At 66.6% G+C, this 17572-nt stretch carries 15 protein-coding genes and 3 pseudogenes; 10 read left to right on the plus strand and 8 right to left on the minus strand.

Features of this window, described 5'->3' with window-relative positions:
* Nucleotides 1-5 precede the first annotated feature (5 nt).
* The 3 genes from OG417_RS50665 to OG417_RS50675 are packed head-to-tail and all read left to right on the plus strand — an operon-like array spanning nt 6 to nt 3039.
* Entirely contained in the window at nt 6-1040 is a 1035-nt protein-coding gene (locus OG417_RS50665; protein ID WP_329245926.1) for a zinc-dependent alcohol dehydrogenase, read from the plus strand.
* Nucleotides 1037-2314, plus strand: coding sequence for an MFS transporter (locus tag OG417_RS50670; RefSeq protein WP_329245928.1), 1278 nt, complete (start codon nt 1037-1039; stop codon nt 2312-2314). Before OG417_RS50665 ends, OG417_RS50670 begins: the two co-directional genes overlap by 4 nt.
* Nucleotides 2311-3039, plus strand: a complete 729-nt coding sequence (locus tag OG417_RS50675) for an HAD family hydrolase (protein WP_329245930.1) — start codon at nt 2311-2313, stop codon at nt 3037-3039. Before OG417_RS50670 ends, OG417_RS50675 begins: the two co-directional genes overlap by 4 nt.
* 5 nt (nt 3040-3044) lie before the next feature.
* Here the strand turns inward: OG417_RS50675 and OG417_RS50680 are convergent, their stop codons facing one another.
* The gene (locus OG417_RS50680; RefSeq protein WP_329245934.1) at nt 3045-3764 is read right to left on the minus strand and encodes an integrase core domain-containing protein; all 720 of its coding nucleotides are present in this window, start codon (nt 3762-3764) and stop codon (nt 3045-3047) included.
* A gap of 86 nt (nt 3765-3850) precedes the next feature.
* On the opposite strand from OG417_RS50680, the pseudogene istA reads away from it, so the two are divergent.
* Nucleotides 3851-5388, plus strand: a pseudogene (istA, locus tag OG417_RS50685) (IS21 family transposase); the annotation flags it as partial.
* 167 nt (nt 5389-5555) lie between these two features.
* A pseudogene (istB, locus tag OG417_RS54745) lies at nt 5556-6198 on the plus strand (IS21-like element helper ATPase IstB).
* A 123-nt stretch (nt 6199-6321) separates the two neighbouring features.
* Here istB and OG417_RS50700 read toward each other — a convergent pair.
* Together OG417_RS50700 and OG417_RS50705 are read right to left on the minus strand one after the other, a co-directional pair.
* Nucleotides 6322-7344, minus strand: a complete 1023-nt coding sequence (locus OG417_RS50700; RefSeq protein WP_329245940.1) for a phosphodiester glycosidase family protein — start codon at nt 7342-7344, stop codon at nt 6322-6324.
* Between the two features lie 472 nt (nt 7345-7816).
* Nucleotides 7817-8980, minus strand: a complete 1164-nt coding sequence (locus OG417_RS50705) for an NAD(P)/FAD-dependent oxidoreductase (RefSeq protein WP_329245944.1) — start codon at nt 8978-8980, stop codon at nt 7817-7819.
* 122 nt (nt 8981-9102) lie between these two features.
* Here OG417_RS50705 and OG417_RS50710 point away from each other — a divergent pair, with 122 nt between their 5' ends.
* Nucleotides 9103-9978: a helix-turn-helix transcriptional regulator gene (locus tag OG417_RS50710; RefSeq protein WP_329245947.1), complete on the plus strand. Its 876-nt coding sequence runs from the start codon at nt 9103-9105 to the stop codon at nt 9976-9978.
* Between the two features lie 39 nt (nt 9979-10017).
* Here the strand turns inward: OG417_RS50710 and OG417_RS50715 are convergent, their stop codons facing one another.
* Nucleotides 10018-10569: an integrase core domain-containing protein gene (locus OG417_RS50715; protein WP_329245950.1), complete on the minus strand. Its 552-nt coding sequence runs from the start codon at nt 10567-10569 to the stop codon at nt 10018-10020.
* Between OG417_RS50715 and OG417_RS50720 the strand changes: the two are divergent.
* The 3 genes and pseudogenes from OG417_RS50720 to OG417_RS50730 all read left to right on the plus strand — a co-directional run.
* A pseudogene (locus OG417_RS50720) lies at nt 10562-10731 on the plus strand (IS5-like element ISMt1 family transposase); the annotation flags it as partial. The gene OG417_RS50715 and the pseudogene OG417_RS50720 overlap by 8 nt on opposite strands.
* Nucleotides 10732-11247: 516 nt before the next feature.
* Nucleotides 11248-11745, plus strand: a complete 498-nt coding sequence (locus OG417_RS50725) for a GNAT family N-acetyltransferase (RefSeq protein ID WP_329245953.1) — start codon at nt 11248-11250, stop codon at nt 11743-11745.
* A 612-nt stretch (nt 11746-12357) separates the two neighbouring features.
* Nucleotides 12358-12507: a hypothetical protein gene (locus OG417_RS50730; protein WP_329245956.1), complete on the plus strand. Its 150-nt coding sequence runs from the start codon at nt 12358-12360 to the stop codon at nt 12505-12507.
* Nucleotides 12508-12696: 189 nt separating this feature from the next.
* On the opposite strand, the gene OG417_RS50735 is transcribed toward OG417_RS50730, so the two are convergent.
* Complete coding sequence (locus tag OG417_RS50735; RefSeq protein ID WP_329245959.1) at nt 12697-13497, minus strand: integrase core domain-containing protein; 801 nt, start codon at nt 13495-13497, stop codon at nt 12697-12699.
* Nucleotides 13498-14133: 636 nt separating this feature from the next.
* Nucleotides 14134-15102, minus strand: coding sequence for a LysR family transcriptional regulator (locus tag OG417_RS50740; RefSeq protein WP_329245962.1), 969 nt, complete (start codon nt 15100-15102; stop codon nt 14134-14136).
* A gap of 109 nt (nt 15103-15211) precedes the next feature.
* Here OG417_RS50740 and OG417_RS50745 point away from each other — a divergent pair, with 109 nt between their 5' ends.
* Nucleotides 15212-15817, plus strand: coding sequence for an ATP-dependent Clp protease proteolytic subunit (locus OG417_RS50745; protein ID WP_329263119.1), 606 nt, complete (start codon nt 15212-15214; stop codon nt 15815-15817).
* A gap of 197 nt (nt 15818-16014) precedes the next feature.
* Here OG417_RS50745 and OG417_RS50750 read toward each other — a convergent pair whose 3' ends face one another.
* Nucleotides 16015-16728 carry a choice-of-anchor P family protein gene (locus OG417_RS50750; protein ID WP_329245965.1) on the minus strand — a complete coding sequence of 238 codons (714 nt, stop codon included), beginning with the start codon at nt 16726-16728 and terminating at the stop codon, nt 16015-16017.
* A gap of 81 nt (nt 16729-16809) precedes the next feature.
* The gene (locus OG417_RS50755; protein ID WP_329245968.1) at nt 16810-17553 is read right to left on the minus strand and encodes a L,D-transpeptidase; all 744 of its coding nucleotides are present in this window, start codon (nt 17551-17553) and stop codon (nt 16810-16812) included.
* Nucleotides 17554-17572: the final 19 nt, after the last annotated feature.

Genomic DNA, 17572 nt, shown 5'->3' on the forward strand with positions numbered 1-17572 from the left:
AGGGAATGCGAGCACTTATCTACGCAGGCAAGGGTCGGATAGAGCTCGTCGATATCGAGGAGCCTGTCCTGAGGGCGTCCAACGATGTGAAGGTCCGGATCGCCATGACCGGTATCTGCGGTACTGACCATAAGATCCTCGCGGGCAAGCTCGCGGTGGCCGAAAAGGGCACCGTCCTCGGCCACGAGGGCGTCGGTACGGTGGTCGAGGTCGGCGACTCCGTGACCCACCTCAAGGTCGGCGACCGCGTCATCATCAACCCCACCCAGTCCTGCGGCACATGCCGCAACTGCCGACTGGGTGCCTACTGCTACTGCTTTAACTTTGACGATCACCAGGTCGGTTTCACCCTCGCGGGCACATTCGCCGAGTACTTCGTCGGCAAGGCGCAGTACCTTTACCCGATACCCGATGGGATGAGCTGGCAGGTCGCGAGCCTGATCGAACCGCTGGGCTGCTCGCTGAATAGCGTCTTGAAGTCGAACCTGCAGCCGCACGAATCCGTCCTGGTGATCGGCTCTGGCGCCATCGGTCTGCTTTGCCAGAGCATTACCCGTAGGTTGAGCCGGCTGACTGTGGCGACCGAGCCGAACGCGTTTCGCCGCGAGTTCGCTGCCGGCGTCGCCGACTACGCGCTGCACCCCGACGAGCTCACCCCGGAGACCGTCGCGGACCTCACGGGCGGTAAAAAGTTCGACGTGGTGATCGATGCGGTCGGCGATCAGCTGACCACGGCACTGGGGACCGTCGCCAAGGGCGGCAGGGTGGTGCCGATGGGCTACGACGACACCTACCGAGCCGAGGTGGAGCCCACCACGCTTATCGACAACGGACTGAGCATCATCGCGGCCGTATCGCTGCACGATGCCATCGGCCCGGCCACCGACTTCGCGGCCGACCTGCCGGAGCTAGCGAAGCTGGTGACCATCGACGTCGACATGGCAGACTTCCGCGACGCCTTCGAGCAGACCATGGGCGTCGACCTCGTGACCGGACAGAGAATCGATGTCAAGGCCGTCAAGGCCGTGATCCGTTCGTGAAGCGTCGGCGTTTCGTGGCGAACCTCCACCCCAACGCCCGATACTGCATCTACACGGAGCCGTTCTGGGCGATCTTCGGCACGGCCGCGCTGTACTACGCGACGCTCTACATGGAGAGCGTCGGTCTGAGCACGGTGGCCATCGGAGCGATCGTCTCAGCCAACCTGTACGTCGCGTTCATGTTCCAGCTCGTGGCCGGGGCCGTGACAGACCGGATGGGCAGACGCCGGGCCACCTTCTGGTTCGACGTTACCTCCTGGGTCATCCCGATGTTGGTGTGGGCGTTCAGCACGAACATCTGGATGTTTCTCCTAGGCTATCTGCTCAACGCCTCGTCCAAGATCGTGAACGTCTCGTTCTGGCTGCTCGCGACGGAGGACAGCTCGGAGAGAGACAGACCGCGCATCTTCGCCGCCATCAAGGTGGTGATCATGTTCGCGGGCCTGCTGGTTCCGATCGCCGGGTTCTTCATGGACAGGTACGGCACGGTGCCGACGCTGCGCGTGCTGCTCTTCGTCGGCGGGTTTGCCATGTTGCTGCACAACTGTCTGCGCCACCACTACACCGTCGAGACGCAGGCGGGCGTCGAGGCCATGGAGCGCCGCGCGGGCACGCGTCTGCCGCGAAGCGTGCTCGACAGTGGGAAGCTACTGTGGGCGGCCAGACAGCACGCCGCCCTACGCCGCCTGATCTTCATGTACGTGCTGAGCTTCATCGCCTTCCAGCTCAACATCTTCCTGGCCGTGTATCTGGCCGAAGTCCTGAAGTACAGCGAGGTCGTGGTGGGCACGATCCCGGCCATCGGCGCGGTCACCGCATTGTTCTCTTACACGGTCGTCATGCCATGGGCCTACGGCCGGTTCTCAGCAGGCACCATGGCGCGGTGGTCGCTCGTCGCCAGCTGCGTCGGTTGGTTGCTGTTCCTGGCGCTCAGACCGAACAACCTCACGTTGCTGTTCGTCTGCACCGTGCTGACCTCGGGAGGGCCATTCCTTATGGAGTCCTACCGCGACGCCATCGTGATGGGCTGCGTTCACCCGGACGAACGGGCCACATTCTTCGCAGCCGTACAGACCTTCACCGCGGTGGTGTCCATCCCGACCGGGTACCTGGCCGCAGTGATCTTCGAATCCCACCCCCTGCTGTTGTTCGGCGCGATCGCAGCGCTCTACCTGGTCGCCGCGGTGTGCACGTTCGGTAGGCACACGACCTACCAAGCCGATGTCCGACTCATGCCGCAACGGGCCCTACCGGATGCGGCGGTGGCCTCGTGACGGAGCGGGTTCGAGCACTGGTGCTCGACTTCGACGGACTGATCGCTGACACCGAGGTTCTTTGGCTGGCGGTACTTACGGAGCTCTACCGGTCCCAGTCGCAGGAGTTGCCGTACGACCGCTACATCGAATCCATCGGCGGCACGCTGCACGATTTCGACCCGTTCGAGGACCTGGCCGCAAGGTGTGGCACGATCGGCGCGGCGGAGTTGGAGGCCTGTGCGCAACGCCTGTTTCGGAGCTGGATGGCGCATGAGGGGCCGCTACCCGGGGTCCGGCGGCTGGTGACGGAGGCGACGCGGCGTGGCCTTGCGCTCGCGGTCGCGTCGAGTTCCAGGGCGGCCTCCGTGGTGCCCTACCTGCGCCAGTTCGGGCTGCACAAATTGTTCTCCGTGGTCGTTACTGCGGAGGACGTCGCGCGGACCAAGCCGGCACCCGACCTCTACCTGCTGGCGGCGCAGCGGCTCGGAGTGGATCCGTGGGCCATCGTGGGCTTCGAGGATTCCAGCCGAGGCGTGCGGGCAGCCAAGGCGGCCGGTGTGTTCTGCGTGGCTGTTCCGCACGCCTTGTCGAGGTCGCACGACTTCGCCGCCGCCGACCTCTGCCTTGACTCATTGACTCTGTGCGACCTCGACGGTCTATTGGCGCGAACAAACTGGTCGATGGGCCGGGCCGGGTGCGCGCTCGGACGCGAAGGACGGACGCCGCCGGCTCCGAGTCGATGACCAGCTCACCTGCGGAGAGTCCCCCAGTGCCGTCGCCTGCGGGCGGCGTGAAGTGCTTGTAGCAGGGGATGTGACTGGCGGCGTGACCGTTGATCTCCAGGTCGGGGCACGCCGCCGAGGCCGCCGTGGGGGCGATCGTAGTTGTAGTAGTCCTCCCATTCGCGGAGCTTGTCGTTGAAGACCTCGGCGTCGTCGATGAGGACGCCGTCGAGCATGCTGTAGAACTCTTCGGCGTCGATGCGGTGGGATCGTTCGACCTTGCCGTTCAGCCGCGGTGTCCGAGGCTTGATGTAGGTGTGGGCGATGCCTTTGTCCGGCACGTGCCAGTGGAACGCCGATTGGAACTCTGAGCCGTTGTCGGTCTGTATGACCTCGACCTGGAAGGGCAGCCGCGAGAGCACGTAGTCCAGGAATTGGATGGCGGTCTTCTGGTTCAGCTGCGGATAGATCCGCAGGACGCGCAGGCGGGTGCAGTCGTCGATCGCGGTGAACTGGTAGTACTTGTTCCGGCCTCCGCGGCGGCCGGTGACGCCGGCGATGGGCTCGATGAACTTCACGTCGAACTGGACTCGGTGGTCGGGCAGCTGCTTTTCGTATCGCTTCCAGCGGCGGTCGTGGCGCTTGTACCGCTGGGAGGCGGGCAGGCGACCCATGTCCAGGCGTTTGAGGATGCGCCAGACGCCGAACTTGCTGATCATGACGTCGTGGTACCGCTTGAGGTACATGGCGATCTTCTCGGGGCCGAAGTGGTAGTTCTGCCGCAGATAGATGATCTTCCCGACGACCTCGACGTGGGTGGCGTTCGGACTGTGCTTGGGTCGCTTGGACCGTTCGATCGAGAAGAAGTAACCGGGTCGGGCGGCGGACGATCGTCAAGGCGTTGTCATCTGCGTGGCCTGAGCCGCGGAAGCAGCTGCCGCCGCGGGCCTCGAAGCTGGATCCGTTCAAGCCGGCGATCGACGAGATGCTGAAGGCGGACCTGGACGCGCCGCGCAAGCAGCGGCACACCGTCACGCGGATCTGGCACCGGCTGATGGACGAGCACGGGATGGCCGATGTGTCCTATCCCGTGGTCCGGGCCTACGTTGCCGAGCGGAAGCCGCAGGTCAGGTTGGAGGCCGGGCGAGGCCCGGCCGAGGTGTTCGTGCGGCAGTCGCACCGGCCGGGGGATGAGGCGGAAGTCGACTTCGGGGAGGTCGTGGTCCGGCTGGCCGGGGAAGATGTGAAGTGCTTCCTGTTCTGCCTGCGGCTGTCGTTTTCCGGCAAGGCGGTGCACCGGGTCTCGCTGTCGGGCGGGCAGGAGGCGTTCTTCGAGGGTCACGAGCACGCGTTCCGTGTCCTGGGCGGGGTGCCGGCCGGGGAATCCGCTATGACAACCTCAAGTCCGCGGTCGCGCAGGTGATCGGGTTCAGCCGTTCCCGGGTGGAGACCGACCGGTGGATCGCGTTCCGCTCCCACTGGGGCCTTGACGCCTTCTACTGCCGGCCCGGCATCGAGGGCGCCCACGAGAAGGGCGGGGTGGAAGGGCAGATCGGCTGGTTTCGCCGCAATCACCTGGTCCCTGTCCCGGACGCGCCGTCCCTCCGGGCTCTCAACGCGATGATCGACGAGTGGGATGCCGCCGATTCGGCCCGGCGGATCGGCGGCCGGGCGCGGACCGTCGGGTAGTTCCTTGAGATTGAGAGGCCGCTGTTGCGGCCGCTGCCGGAGGAGCCGTTCGAGGCCGGCCGCTGGCTCACGCCTCGGGTGGACAGGTTCGCCCAAGTCACGGTCCGGACCAACAAGTACTCGGTGCCAGTCCGGCTGATCGGGCGCCGGGTCCGGGTATTGCTGCACGCCTCGGACCTGGTTATTTACGACGGGCGTGCGGAGGCCGCCCGTCATGAGCGGCTTCCCGGCGAGTCCGGGACCCACCTCGACCTGGACCACTACCTGGAGGCCCTGGTCCGCAAGCCGGGGGCACTGCCCGGGTCGACCGCGCTGGAGCAGGCCCGCGCAGCCGGGAAGTTCACGCCAGTCCACGACGCCTGGTGGGCCGCCGCCCGCAAGGCCCACGGTGACGCCGCCGGCACCAGGGCGCTGGTGGAGGTGCTGCTGCACCGCCACATGGACAGCGAGCATGTCGTCGCGGGACTGGCAGCCGCGCTGCGGGCCGGGGCGCTGACCGCCGACGCGGTCGCGTTGGAGGCCCGCAAGGCCGCCGACGAGGCCGACGGCCAGCCGACCGCAGACGACACGCCGTCCGCCCCGCTGGCGGTCGCGTCCCTGACCGCCCGCCGCCTGGAGAGGCTGCCACCCGACACCCGCCCGCTGCCGTCGGTCGCCGCCTACGACCAGCTGCTCCGCCGCAACCGCACCCACGGGAAGGAACCGCCAGCCCATGACCGCCAAGCCCCGCCGTGGACTGACCGAGCAGGCCGCCGACGCCGCCGTCGACCAGGCCTGCCGGATGCTGCGCCTGCCGACAATCCGCGCCCAGTTCCCCCGAGCTGGCCGAGGCCGCCGCCCGCGAGCAGATGTCCTACCGTGGCTTCCTTGCCGAACTGCTCATGGCCGAGTGCGACGACCGCGCCCGCCGCCGCTCCGAACGCCGCATCAAGGCAGCCGGGTTCCCCCGGGAGAAATCGCTGCGCTCCTTCGACTTCGACGCCAACCCGAGCATCGACCCCGCCGTCATCAACACCCTCGCCACCTGCGACTGGGTCAAGAAAGGGCTCCCGCTCCGCCTGATCGGCGACTCTGGCACCGACAAGTCCCACCTGCTCATCGCGCTCGGCACCGAGGCCGCGATGGCCGGGTTCCGGGTACACCCTGGCGACCAAGCTCGTCAACGAGCTCGTCGAGGCCGCCGATGACAAGCAGCTGACCAAGACCATCGCCCGCTACGGCCGCGTCGACCTGCTCTGCGTCGACGAGCTCGGCTACAGGGAACTCGACCGCCGCGGCGCCGAGCTGCTGTTCCAGGACCTCACCGAACGCGAGGAAAAGGCCAGCGTCGCCATCGCCTCCAACGAGTCCTTCGGCGGCTGGACCAAGACCTTCACAGACCCCCGCCTCTGCGCCGCCATCGTCGACCGCCTCACCTTCGGCGGCAACATCATCGAGACCGGCACCGACTCCTGCCGCCTCGCCCAAACCCGCGCAACCCAGCAAGCCTGACCAGCGGCCATGCCCGCCATCAGCCTCGACACCGCCGACGCCATCGAAGCGGTTATGCCACCGTGAGTTGCCGGGCGGCTCCCCAGCTGGATTCCGACCCCGCCGCCTTCGCCCCGGCGGGGTTCAGCGTGGGACGGCCACCAGGGCCATCGGCAGGGCCCAGCCCCGGTAGTCGACCAGTGGCCGCAGCAACTGAAGGTGGCCGCTGTGCACGGCCATCTCGTAGCGCCCGCAGAAGTCCCGCCGGTATCCGCCGGCCGACACCTTCTGGCAGGCGACCGGACCGCCGTCCAGGTTCAAGGCGAGGCGCAGGTCGAGCCCGGCCCGGGGGAGGAACGCGGCGAGCGAGGGCAGGGAGAAATAGGCATCACGGGTGGTGCCGACGATGATCCGTCCGGCGCGGTCCTGGCCGAGGAAGCTGCGGTTGGCCAGCCACCGCTCGTCTTCGCCGTTGGTCCGGGCGTGCCCGTCGGCTCCCAGCAGCATCGGGTAGGAAACCATCGCCTGGCTCGCGCCGTCGGTGACCCGCCGCCAGTCAAGGCCGGCGAGATCCACCAGCCGGGCGCCGCCCGGGTCACTGGGCCCGCCGACCACGAACGCCCCGTGCGTGGCCTGGTACGACGTAGGGCCGAGCCGGCGGCCGTCGCTGATCACGGGGGTGTCCGGGGTCCCGTCGTGGGCGTAGTAACTGCCGTTGACGACCAGCGACGCCCTGGTGGCGGCCATCCAGCCGCCGACGTCCCGGTCGCCGGCCGGGCGGTTGAGCACCCGGAACCGGTAGTGCGCCGGGTCGATCCGGTTGAGCAACAAAGCGTCCACGGGCCGCCCGCCCACCCGGACGGGCAGCTCGGCGACGTCCAACCCTGCCGCGACCTGGCGCCAACGCACCGGCTCGGCCGGGTCAGGCGTGCGCTGCCCGGCCAGCGACAGTCGGATCCCCGGAGACAGCCGAGCATCGTCCGGGGATACATCGACCCAGGTGCTGGCGCCGCGGCGCAGCATCACATTCACGCCGTACCAGCCGCCGGCCGTCCCGTACGCCACTGCCACCGCCACCACCACCAGGACGGGAGCTAGGGTCAGCGCGACGAGCCACCGCCACCACCGTGACCACTGCCATGGTTGCAGGATTCTGGTCCAGGTCATGCGGGTTATGACGCTTGACCTTCACGGCCGGTTCAGTGTCGACGATCACGTTATTCCATGATCGCCCAGCCTGTTCAATTAGCTGATCACCTACAGTTCAGACCAGACGTTGTCTGTACGCGACGGAGCGCGCGGACGGGACAACAGCAGCCCTCCGGGCCCGCAGACCCCCAACCGCCAAAGTGCGGTCACTTCTCGCGAACATCGATCATGCTTACGACCACCAAGCGCGGTCAAAACTCACGAACAAGTGCGGTCAGTTCCCGCGAACAAAACCACATGTCCAAACCAGCACATCGAGCACCTCGATAGCACGCTGAAATGCTTGGCGGATCAGACGCCAGAGTGCGATCGCCAAAGCCGACCCGCGCGTCGCATGTCCCCACCGGCGCTTACCGCGAACCCTGCCCGTACTGCACAGACCACGATCTCGCCTGAGAGAGTCTCCGGATCTGCCGATAAGCGGTGCTCGTCAGCGGATGCCGTGCTCGGGGTAGGGACGGTTGTCGTGGACTCGCTGGTAGTTCATTCGGTGGAGGTCAAGAGTGGTGTAGTCCCCGTGGAGGATTAGTTCCGCGAGGCCTCGGCCCACTCCGAGGGCGTGCATGAACCCATGCCCGGAGAAGCCGGAGGCGACGTAAAAGTTGTCCAGGTGGCCTGGCCAGTTGCCGATGATCATGTTCCCGTCAAAGCGGTTCTGGTCGTACAGGCCGGTCCAGGTCCTCTTCAGGGTCAGCTGGCCGCAGTGGGGTAGGCGGTGGGCCAGCGCGGGCGCCACGGTCCGGGAGTAGTAGTCGTCATCGATGGTGAAGTCCTCCCCGCCAGGGTGGTCGAAGTCAACGAGCCCCACCGACAGGCCCTGCAGGTGGGGATGGACGGCCAGACCCGCTACGTCCTTGATGAACGGCAGGTCGTCGAGGTCGGCGGTGCCCTCCACGTAGTGCTCGTGGCGGCGCATGGGCTCGACCGGAAGCCGCATCCCGACCTTGGCCGCCAACCTGGGTGCCCACGTGCCGGCCGCGTTCACGACGGCGTCCGCGACCAGGACACGGCCGGACTCCAGGACCGCCGACCGGACCGCCGTCCCGGTCAGGTGGAAGTCCACCACGCGGTCTGTGACGAAGGTGGCGCCCAGGCGTTTGGCCTTGGAGCGCACGCCGACGAAGAACCTCTTGGGGTCCAGCCACCCGTCCCGGACGGACAGGACTGCGCCAGCGAGATCGGCGGTCTGTATCTGCGGGTGCCGGTCGGCGAGCTGTGCGGGTTCTAGCCAGTGCGCCTTGACACCACTACATTGCTGGTTTTCGAAGTTGGCGGCGAGCGCCCCGACGTCCTGCCGCCCGGCGATGAACAGGTAGCCGTTCGGCCTCCAGTTCAGGGCCTGAGGCTCGTGGCCGTCTTCGCCGGCCCAACGGTCCCAGCCCTCGATCACATCGAGGGTGTACCGGGACAGAGCGATGTTCTCCGGACGGGTGAACAACTGCCGCACCCCGCCCGTGCCGCGCCCGGTCGCCGCCCGCGCATAGGTGGGGTCTGGCTCGACGAGCACCACCTCCAGCCCCGGACTCGCGCTCAGCAGTCCCACCGCGGTCGCGCATCCGATAATCCCCGCACCGGCGATCACCACGTCGGCCATTCCCACCATCGCCTTCCTCCGGGCATGGCCCGGCCCATCGCCGATGACCACGCGCTCTACTCGTGCAGAACCAGGCTCCACGCGATGGGATCCCCCGACCAGACAGCATTTATCGTGGGATCATGGGTCCCAAGCAACCCGAGGGCGGCGACGCTCGCAGGAGCCCGACACCGCCGGATGAGCAGCGGCGGCGCGAGCTCGCCGAGTTCCTGCGGACGCGCCGCTCCCAGCTCAACCCGGAGCGCGTGGGGCTGCCGGTCCGGCGTCGCCGACGCACACCCGGGCTACGGCGCGAGGACGTCGCCGAACGCGCTGGGGTGAGCACGGCCTGGTACACCTACCTGGAACAAGCACGACCCATCCACCCCTCTCGGTCCGTGGTCGCTGCCCTCGCCGACGCGCTATGCCTCCCCGACACCGACCGGACCTACCTGTTCAGCCTGACCCGCCACACCCCACCTCGCGTAGCGGCCACCTCCACACTCGACCCGGAGCTGCTGCAAAGACTCATCGACCACCTCGCGGCCCCGGCCTACTGCACGGATGCCGCCACCAACGTCCTGGCGTGGAACCAGCTTGCGTGCGAGGTGTTCGGTGACTACGCCACCCGGCCACCCGAGCAGCGGAACCTCCTGCGCCTGCTGTTCACCGACCCGGAGTTCGCGCAATACCTCGTCGACCGCGACGAGTACGCCGCCCGAGTCGTCCGCACCTTCCGCGACCGCTCCAACGCGCCCCTGAATGATCCTGCCGTCATCGCCCTAGTCGAGGAACTGCGTGAGCACAGTCTCCACTTCCAGCAGGTATGGGACAGCAGAGAACTGCGACGCGCCGACACCGACACCCTGGAGGCCCACCACCCCAACGGGCGACTCACCTTCACCATGATCACGTTCCAGGACCTCAAACCCACTGGTGTCCGCTTCACCACCTACCTTCCGGCCGACCTGACTACAGTTCGACTGCTCCAAGCAATCCAAAAGCATGACGTGGTCTGACTTGAGGACGTGTCCGAGCGTCAGCAGGCCAGCACGATGTCAGGCCGGAACCACCCCGACCGTCAGCCCTGGAGACATCCGCACATCCCGCTGGTCGGGCGTGGGCGGCCCAACCTGCGGGACACGTCCGGCTCTGCCGATGAGTGGATATCTGGAGCGATGCCGGTTCAAGGTGGAAGGACCGGGTGCTGTTCGGAGTTCCACCCTGAACGTGGACACCGGTTCCCATGCGGCGGCTGCCGGCATAGATGATCTTTGTTCATACTCGGCTGGGCTGAGGTGGCCGAGGGCTGAGTGCCTTCTTCGGGTGTTGTAGAAGGTCAGCCGCCGGAACACCTCGAGCCGGGCTTGGTGCATGTTCGGCCAGCCGTGGGCGGGCAGGATCTCGCGCTTGAGGCTGGCGAAGAACGCCTCGGCCAGGCTGTTGTCGGCGCTTGAGCCGGCCGCTCCCATCGACCGACGTACTCCGGCGGCGGCACATGCATCAGCGAACGCCTTGGAGGTGTACTGAGCGCCGCGGTCGGAGTTGAAGATCACCCCGGCGACGTTCCCGCCACGCGTGGCCACGGCGGCGTTCAGCGCGGACTCCACGGTGGTTCGCGCGCACCAGCATCCGGCCGGAACGCGGCACGCCCCGGCGTTGGTTGCGTCGTCAAGGGGGAGAACAAAGATCACAAACGCGTGACGGCGGGCCGGGAAGCGCTGGGCCGGTCTCGTGGCGGGTCGTCCACGAAGATTCACTTGGTCGCCGATCGCCGCTCGCCTGCCGCCGCCCGATCGTGGTGCTGTTCACGCCTGGGCGACAACCCACGGTTCATCCCGCTCATGGCCTCCATTCGAATCCGCCGCCCCGGCAGCGTGGGACGGCCCCGCAAACGCCCCGCCCGTGCGAGGGGCGACAAGGCCTACTCGTCCAAAGCCAACCGCGCCTTATCTGCGTAAACGTGGCATCAAGGCGGTGATTCCGGTCAAGAAGGACCAGGCCGCCAACCGCGCCAAGCTTGGCTCCCGGAGCGACCGGCCACCCGCCTTCGACCGCGAGGTCCACAAGGACCGTAATACCGTCGAACGCTGCGTCCACAAGCTCCGCCAATACCGCGCCGTAGCCACACGCTACGACAAGCGACAGGCCATCTACCGAGGCACCGTCAACGTCGCTTCGATCCGGATATGGTGCGCGCCCCAGCCACATGATCCGATAGCCAGCCTCACCAGCGCCGTGGCAACGCCTGCGCCCGCGAAGACCCGGAGATCACATACCCTTCCAGGGTGAAGGAGATCGTGACCTATGTCGAAATGACAGCCCCTGATCAACTCCACGCGGCCGACCCGGTGCCCGGCTTGGTCCTGGAGCCTCTGGAACGGAACTCACCACTGATTCCTGACATCCAGGCCAGGATCGGAGCCCCCTACAGCTGGAAGAGCGCCAGCCGGACTGAGGAAGAATGGCACGTCTGGTTCGCTGAGAACCCTGGCCGGACGTTTTGGCTGTTGTCCTTCGATCGCGAATCAGTCGGCATGGTCTCCTATGACATTCATCCTGGCGACGAGGTAGAAATCGAAACCTTCGGCCTGCTGCCAGAGTTCGTCGGCAAGGGCCTGGGCGGGTACGCCCTGACACTCGGGATTCAACAGGCGTGGGAACTCGCCCCCTCCGTCACCAGGGTCTGGCTGCACACATCAACCCTCGACCACCCCCACGCTCTGCCCAACTACCACCATCGAGGCTTCCGCACCTTCAGGACCCAGGAAAGTGAGCGCAACTGACAAGACGGAGGGACCGGCGCGACGGCCGGCGCCGCTTGATCTAACTACGGCTCGATTCGGCAACACGGCTCAGCCTCTTCGTCCCGAACTATCGGCGCGACCATGGTCGACACCGCCTCGGCCTGCTCCGGCGTGAGGTGCTGTGAGATCACGACAGGTGCTGTACGGCGGTGTTGCTGTATTCCGTGCTGTACGGCAATCGTGATAACCCTCGACAGCACTGCCGTGATTCGGAGGCAACCCCGATCCGTACCGAAAAACGGCCTGGACGAATGTTGGACTGGTCGCCGATTCACGCCGTTGCAGTGGGGTAGATTGATCGTATTTGGTGACTTGTTGGGGAGGTCCTCATGGGTTCGGAAGTGGATGGTCGGTTCAATTGGGTGGTTGGTGGTGGTTGGAAACCTCACCGAGCTCACCAGCCTCCACCTGAGCGGGAATCAGCTGACCGAGCTGCCGGATACCCTTGAGAACATCACTAATCCCCGATTCTCCGCGTGGATGATGAGGTGTTCGAGGCATTGCCGGAGTCACTTAAAGACGCAGCGCTCGACCGGAGTCACTAAAAGGCAGGGCTCACCTCTTGATTGGCTGTAGCTACAAGCAGCACAAGTGGAGAAGCTCAAGGTCGTCTTCATTCCGCGTGCCTGGCGTGAGCTGAACCGGGGTTTTCGGGCGTCCCCGCGTGATGGCGTGGCGATTTTGAGCGCGTTGGGCGGAGTCGCTTCAGGTGTCGCAGCCGTCGTCACGCTTCTCCTTTGACGGAGAGCAACCGATTGAGCCTGCGGAGCTGTGCAACGCGGACCGGGCCCAGTCGCTGGGAGATCTTCTTGGCTTCATCGGTGTTTCGCGTCAGTGGGCGGTCGACCGGTTCGGGCCGGGACCGGCCCGCAGAGGCCTGTCGGGTACGGATACTCGATTTCGGTTGCTGACCTGGCCTTTTCTGTCCGTCTACGCTGCGCGTCTGTACTCGTCGATCAAGCCGCCGAGGACTTCCTCGCGCCTGAGCCGGGCCTTGTCCAGGCCGGCGGGAGCTGCCGCCCAGGTCGGTTGTGGTGGTCGTCGGTCCCGTGCCCGATGAGGGCGATGCTGGTTGTAGTGCTGTTCGTACTCGGCGAGTACGCGACGCAGGTGGTGTCCGCTGTAGATGATGATCCGGTCGGTGCATTCGCGCCGCACGGTCCCGATCCAGCGTTCGGCGATCGCGTTCGCCCGCGGGGCCCGGACCGGCGTCTTGATGACCCGCGCCCCGAGTGAGGTGAACACTTCATCGAAGACACTCGTGAACTTGGTGTCGCGGTCTCGGACGAGGAATCTGATGTGCTCGGCCCGCTCCCCCAGGTCTATGAGCAGGTTCCTGGCCTGCTGGGAAACCCAGATTCCGGTCGGATCGGCCGTGGCACCCATGACGTGGACGGCCCGAGTGGCGTGCTCGACGAAGAACAGCACATAGATCCGCTTCCCGAACACCGTGTCGACATGGAACAGGTCGCAGGCGAGAATCCCCTCGGCCTGGGCCTTCAGGAACTGGCCGCAGCTCGGCCCACTGCGCCGGGGTACGGGATCCAGGCCGGCACCTTTGAGGATGTCCCGCACCGTGCTGGGCGGCACCCGGATACCGACACCGGCGAGCTCGCCGCTGATCCGCTGATAGCCCCGAGTGGGGTTCTCCCCCGAGCCAGGCGCAGCACCGCTTCCCGGATGTTCCTCCTGGTGGAGGGGCGGCCTGGACGTTTCCGCCTGTAGGTCCATCTGCGGGCGATCGTATCCCGGTGCCGGCGCAGAAGCGTCGACGGCGTCACGAAGAACATCTCCCACGAAGGCCGAGGCCACAGCCGCGACAGCGCCGCCGGCAGGGCACGGTCTGCATCACCCAGATCGGAGGTGCACCTGACGGCGTAGGACATCGACCTGATGCCGGAGCGCGAGGATCTCCAGCTCCTTGCTCCGGTCACCACGCATCAGCAGGAGCGAAAGTCGACCATGAAAATTTACCTGGTCGCCGATCGGCGTTGCCGCCCGATCGCCAGGCTGACCAGCCCCGGACAGAACGCAGACCACCCACGCCTCATCCCACTCATGCACGGTCTCCAAAAGGAGTCAGAACGGAGGCAACCAAGGCGGTTTCAAGCAGGGCCCCGCGACGAGAAACAGCGTCGTCAGGGACAACTCAGCCGTCTTCGACGAAGCGGACGCTCAGGCCGGGGCTGTCCTCCGGGTTCCGCGTTCGGTCGATGGGGTGCCGATCGTCCAAGGATCGTTTCCCACGGGCGAATGAGCGGTTCGTACGTTCCCCAGTCGACCTCGGCAACCGGCTCGAGACTCGGAGCGCCGTTGACGTGGCTTGCTTCACGCTGCGCGAATAGGGGCGTGCCCCTCACGAACGGCTCAGGGCGTGGCGATCGGATCAAATTCTGCGAGCGCCGCACGGTCGGGCTCGGGGATCCAGAAGCGGTCGTCGCCGAGGTCGGGAACAGCAGGAACGGGCAATGCTCCGAGCAACCTGCTCAGCCGCGGGTCACGATTCCGGCGACGCCAGGTGATGGACCACACGTGCAGCGGCGTCGGCTCGATCAGCGGGATTCGCCGGCGGTGCGGGTCCTCGGGCAGGTCGGTTCCGGCTTCGCTGAGCATCACCGCACGCCTCTCACGCCGCATCTGCTCGCTGTAGTCCCGGACCCCGATGGCGAGCTCGGTAAAGCGGACGGGCACACCGAGTTCGTCTCGAAGCCGAAGCAGGTAACCACGCCATTCCTCGGCACCGCCGGGGTCCGGCATCGCGATTCCCGCCTCCCGCAAATCGCAAAGCCGCAGGACGGATCGGCCCGCGAGAGGATGCATCTCATCGACGAAGGCATGCAGCGGCTCGATGTGCACGAGACGGTGGTCGAGATCAGCGGGCCACGGAACCCCGAGATCGTGCACACGGCCGAACGCCGCGTCCAACTCACCGCTCCGCACAGCAGGCAGCGCGGTCGCCATTCCCTGACGCATGCTGGGCTCGACTCGCAGACCCGGCATGCGCGCGACCGTCTCCCGCAAAATACGCAGCGGCGTGAAGCGCTCAGCGAACACCTCGACGCGTAGCGGCGCGACCGTCTCCCGGATCACGGCGACCGCGGTGTCGTACGCAGCGACAGCCTCCCGGGCGAACGGCAGGAGGCGCTCGCCCGCCGACGTAAGCGCGACCCGGCGTGTGGTGCGCTCGAACAGCGGCGCTGCCAGGGCGTTCTCCAGTCGGCGGATGCGCTTGGACAACGCCTGCTGGGTGAGGAAGAGCCGGGCGGCGGCCCGGCCGAAGTGCAACTCCTCGGCGACGGCGACGAACGCTCGCATTCCCTGCAGATCAGGATCCACAGGACCAGCTTCCGATCAACAACCGGCGGCTGTCAAAGTGGCGCCAGAAGTTGTTGGACATAGCCTCTGAGCTGCGGGTTTCCTGACCGCCATGACAGCCTTCCCGCGAATGCTCCTCGAACCGACCTCCCGTACCGCCGAAGCGCCCCCCGCAGCACCGGTGGGCGACCAGGTGTTCCAACGGCTGCTGCGCGAGCGCATCATCGTGCTCGGTCAGGAGGTCGACGATGAGATCGCGAACCGGATCTGCGCCGAGATGTTGCTGCTGTCGGCCGAGGACCGGCAGCGTGACATCCACCTGTACATCAACTCACCGGGCGGCTCGGTGACGGCCGGAATGGCGATCTACGACATCATGCAGTTCATCCCCAACGACGTGGCGACCCTGTCGATGGGCTTCACCGCCTCGATGGGACAGTTCCTCCTGTGCGCGGGCACCCCGGGCAAGCGGTACGCCCTGCCGCACACGAGCATCCTCATGCACCAGCCGTCCGGCGGAATCCGCGGCGTCGCGGCCGACATCCGGATCCAGGCCGAGCACATGCGCGCGGTCAAGCACCTCATGCTGGAACGCATCGCCCAGCACACCGGCCGGCCGGTCGAGCAGATCGAGGCCGACTCGGACCGCGACCGCTACTTCACCGCCGAAGAGGCCCGCGAGTACGGCTTCGTCGACCACGTGGTGCACTCCGCCGACCAGTTGCTCACCCGATGACCGCCGCATGCACGAAGCCGGTGGAGTGTCACGCGTCGCCCTCACGCGCGCACATCACCCCGGACAGCGTTTCGCCCCGCCGGCTTAGCCGGCGGGGCGAAACGCCAACGTCCTTCCCGGAAAAGTACGGGGCCGACGTCGACGAATTCGGGGTCGGGGGTTGATCAAGCCCCGTCCGCGGCGCTCAGCATGGAGGATCAGCCGGTGACCGGGAGGTCGCTGTTGACGGGGGTGGGTGTGGGAGCCTCCGAGGGAGGGCTCTGCGGGTTGTCCGGACTGGAAGGCGGAGTGCTCGGCGGGGACGTGGGCGGCATATGACCGTTGGCAGCGCAGGTCGCCGAGGCGATGTCGATGACCTGCGTCTTGCCGAGGGCCTGCACGGCCAGCTCGAGTCCGGTGACGGTGAGGCTGCCGTTGGCGTTGTGGACCTGCTTGTTGATGGTCACCCGCACACCGCCGACGCCCTGAACAGGAACCGTGAGAGTGCTGTTCGGCGAGGTGCCCGCCTGAATACTGTGACCGTCGAGTTTGACGTCGACCAGCTTGGAGGAGCCGGCGACGCTGTCGCATTTGGAAGTGATCAGCTTGGCGGACAGTACCGCAGTCTTCAGAATCGCGGCCTGCGCGATCCTGAGGTCCACGACGCTGGCCTCCGCGCGGTCTCCCTTGGCCCGCGCACGCAGGACGGAAAGCTGGACCAGCCGGTTGTGCGGCAGCGAGACCAGGCTCTTTTCGTGCGGCGCGGACGTGGAGGAGACCGACGGGGTCGGCGGGACGCTCAGCAGACCGGTGGCGGACAGACCGAACGCCGAACTGCCGCCAGCGGTCGTCGCGGAGGCAGGGGCCATCGCGATCAGAGGAGCAGCGAGTGCACCGCCGACGGCGGCGTATTTGATCAGATGCTTGCGCATTAATTCTCCATCAAGAAAAGACTTCCCCATTCAGGAAGTCGGCGAAATTGCGGCGGGATACGGATCTGGTCCTGAGATGAGTTAGTTCGTGATGAAAACGGGGGTACCCAGCGGGATCTTGGACAGCCGCTTCAGCGCGTCGGCGGGCACACGCACACATCCATGGGTGACCGCCTGCCCGAACACCGACTTCGATGGCCAGCCATGGAACGCCACGGTGCCAGGTCCGCCTCCGTAGGAGTCGAGCGTGTCGGAATGCGCGCCCACCGGGAGAATGAGCGGACTAAAGGTGGGTTTGGCCGGAGCCATCGAGGCGAGCAGGAACGTACGCCCCACCGGCGTCGGCGTCTTGGGCGCGCCGACCGCCACTGTCCACGTGCCGAGCGCGTGCCCGGACTTGGACAGGCTCAGCTTGCGTGTCGACGTCTTGACTCGCAGCACGTACGGACTGTGTGCGGTCTGCATGCTGCCGGCGTCCGTGGGAATCCATCCCGTCGCGCCGTTAGGGCGGCTCGGCAGCAGGACCCGCACCCAACCCGGTTTGCTCTCCATCACCGGGACCCAGGTCGGACCGCCCAGTTCCCTGCTGGGCAGTACGGCCAAGGGCGCGCCACCCACGGTCGCCGAGATCGGTCGCGGCTTGAGGGGATGCACGACCGTACCGTCGGTCGTCGCGGCAGGATCGGGATCCTTGGGAAGGCCCTTCACAGTCGTGTACGTCGTTGCCTGTGTCAGCTTCTCGAGACCGGGTGGGGCGGAGGACCCCGCCGAGTGATCCTGTTTCTTCCCTCCGCAGCCGGCGACGAGCAACGCGGTGGCCGTCACGATCGCGGGGCCCACCTTC

The sequence above is a fragment of the Actinoallomurus sp. NBC_01490 genome (assembly GCF_036227085.1).
GTDB lineage: Bacteria > Actinomycetota > Actinomycetes > Streptosporangiales > Streptosporangiaceae > Actinoallomurus > Actinoallomurus oryzae.